Annotated in this window: 3 protein-coding genes; all 3 read right to left on the reverse strand. The window is 63.4% G+C overall.

Features of this window, described 5'->3' with window-relative positions; genetic code table 11:
• Positions 1 to 211: 211 nt before the first annotated feature.
• The gene (locus A2I95_RS29950) at positions 212 to 907 is read right to left on the reverse strand and encodes a copper-binding protein (protein ID WP_134829160.1); all 696 of its coding nucleotides are present in this window, start codon (positions 905 to 907) and stop codon (positions 212 to 214) included.
• Between the two features lie 42 nt (positions 908 to 949).
• The gene (locus A2I95_RS29955) at positions 950 to 2,308 is read right to left on the reverse strand and encodes a copper oxidase (protein WP_291735735.1); all 1,359 of its coding nucleotides are present in this window, start codon (positions 2,306 to 2,308) and stop codon (positions 950 to 952) included.
• Positions 2,309 to 2,322: 14 nt separating this feature from the next.
• A partial coding sequence (locus A2I95_RS29960; RefSeq protein ID WP_291735736.1) for a TolC family protein occupies positions 2,323 to 2,797 on the reverse strand: 475 nt, incomplete at its 5' end.

Genomic DNA, 2,797 nt, shown 5'->3' on the forward strand with positions numbered 1-2,797 from the left:
CCATCCGGGTGCGGTATCATCATACCAGAACCCGAAAGCGCCCGCGGCGTCGTGTGTGAGAGTATGCAGATCCAGCATCGCGGGAATGATTGCCTGTTGTCTGATGTTCACCAGCGGCGCCGAAAAGTAAGTGTTTTTCTGCTCCTGGGCGCTGGCTGGGACCGCTGGGGTTAGAAAAAGGCGGAGGCCGGCGGGCGGCCTCCGCCACCGGTTATTTCAGGGCGGTCAGGGTCAGTTTGCCTTTGACCCGTTCGGCGACGAACTCAATCGCGTCGCCGGCTTTCAGCTGCTCCAGCATCGTGTCATCGGCGACCCGGAACACCATGGTCATCGCCGGCATGTCCAGATCCACAAGCTCCTCATGGATGATGGTGACCTTGCCGGACTTGGGATCGACCTTCTTGACCGTTCCCGCGGTGAAGGTGCCGCCGCTGCCTTCGAGCACGGCAACCGGGCCGTGCATGCCGGATTCGTAGTGGCCGGGGATCAGGCAAGCGAACTCGAAGGTGCCGGGGTTGGAGAAGGTCCAGACCACTTCGCCGCTGGCGCCCGGGTCCAGACGCACCGAGTTCGGGTCGTCATGCTCCATCTCCATCTTGGCCATCAGCTCCTTGTGGTGGACATTGCGCTCTGCCGTGTCCAGCACAAACTCATGCTCCAGCTCTCCGGCGTTGGTGATCACGAATTTGACCGTCTCGCCCTTGGCAAAGGAAAAGCTGGACGGCTCAAACAGCATTTCGCCGTCATCGGTTTCCTTCATAGTGACGGCGACTTCCCGGTCCGCATGGGCGGCATCGCCGGGCTTGCCCACTTCCATGCCGCCATGGCCGCCGCCGTGGGTGCCGCCGGCAAAGGCCGGCGCAGCGGATAGAGCTCCAATCAGGGCTGCGGAAAGGATCTTGTTCATGTCTGTCTCCTCGTGAGGTTTGGGGGGGGTGCCTGGGGCCGTTCAGCCTTTGGCGGTTGGTTTCGGGGTAATGCGGGTCTGCGCGTCTTCGGCGCGGGCAAAGTCCGGCAGTTCGCCGGTCCACTCATAGGCCTGGGTGCCGGGCGGGTTCTCGTACCACCCGGGGTCGCTGTAGTCGTTTGCATCGATGCCTTCGCGCACCTTCACGACCGAGAACATGCCGCCCATCTCCAGCGGCCCGTACGGGCCCCAGCCAGCCATCATCGGCACGGTGTTGTCGGGCAGCGGCATCGACATCTCGGCCATGTCGGCCATACCTGCGGTGCCCATCGGCATGTATTCGGGCTGCAGTTTGCGGATCTGGCCCGTCAGCTTACGCTTGTCGGTGCCGATGAAGGTGGGCACGTCATGGCCCATCGCGTTCATCGTGTGATGCGACTTATGGCAATGGATCGCCCAGTCGCCCGGATGCACCGCGTCGAACTCATAAGCGCGCATGGCGCCGACGGGGATGTCGATCGACACCTCCGGCCAGCGGGCTGTTTCCGGCACCCAGCCGCCGTCGGTGCAGGTGACCTCGAAGTCATAGCCGTGCATGTGGATCGGGTGGTTGGTCATGGTCAGGTTGCCGACCCTCACCCGCACCCGGTCGCCCTGGTTGACCACCAGCGGGTCGATGTCCGGGAAGATCCGGCTGTTCCAGCACCACAGGTTGAAGTCCGTCATCTCCATCACCCGCGGCACATAGGAGCCTGGGTCGATGTCGAAGGCATTGAGCATGATCAGGAAGTCCCGGTCCACCGGCATGAAGGACGGATCCCTGGGATGCACGATGAACATCCCCATCATGCCCATCGCCATCTGCACCATCTCGTCCCCATGCGGGTGGTACATGAAAGTGCCGGACTTGATCAGGTCGAACTCGTAGACAAAGGTCTTGCCTGGCGGGATGCCCGGGTGGCTGAGACCGGCAACCCCGTCCATGCCGGAGGGCAGGATCATCCCGTGCCAATGCACCGTTGTATGCTCCGGCAGTTTGTTGGTGACAAAGATGCGGACCCGGTCGCCCTCCACCGCTTCGATGGTGGGGCCGGTGGACTGGCCGTTATAGCCCCACAGATGGGCGATCATGCCGTCGGCCAGCTCGCGCTCGACCGGTTCGGCCACCAGGTGGAACTCCTTCACCCCGTTGTTCATCCGGAACGGCAGCGTCCAGCCGTTCAGGGTGACCACAGGGTTGTAGTCCGGCCCCGTGGAGGGGGCCAGCGGCGGCTGGGTCGCCGCGGTGTCCATTGTGGCGGCATCGGGCAGGCCCATGTTGGAGGTCTGGCCCCAGGCCTGGCTGGAGACCAGCGCAGCCCCTGCGGCACCGGCTCCCAGCAGTTGACGTCGGTTCATCATGTCAGTTGTTCCTTTCAATGGCCTGCGCCGTCGCCACCGGCAATCTCTCCGCCGCCGCCTTGCGGGGCCGAGCCAGCGCCGCCGCCGTAGATCGCTGCGCCTACATTCGCCTGCGCCAGCCAGAAGTCGCGTTTGGCATTGGCAGCCTCCAGCGAGCTCGCCAGCTTTTCGCGCACGTCGGTCAGCAGTTCGAAGGTATTGGTGATCATGCCGTTGTAGCTGAGCAGCCCTTCCTCCTCGATCGACTTGCGTAGCGGCACCAGCACGTCACGGTAGTGACGGGCGATTTCGTAAGAGGAGTGGTAGGCCAGTTCCGCGCTGCGGGCCTCGGAACGGACATTCACCGCCCGTTCAGCCAAGGCATTGGCCGCTTGCATATAGGACAGCTCCGCCTTGCGCATCCGCGCCTTGCCGGTGTCAAATACCGGGATGGCAAACTCCAGCTCCAATTGTGGAAGGGTCTCAGTGATCGTCACTCCGTCCTCGCGA

The sequence above is a fragment of the Leisingera sp. F5 genome (assembly GCF_001593695.1).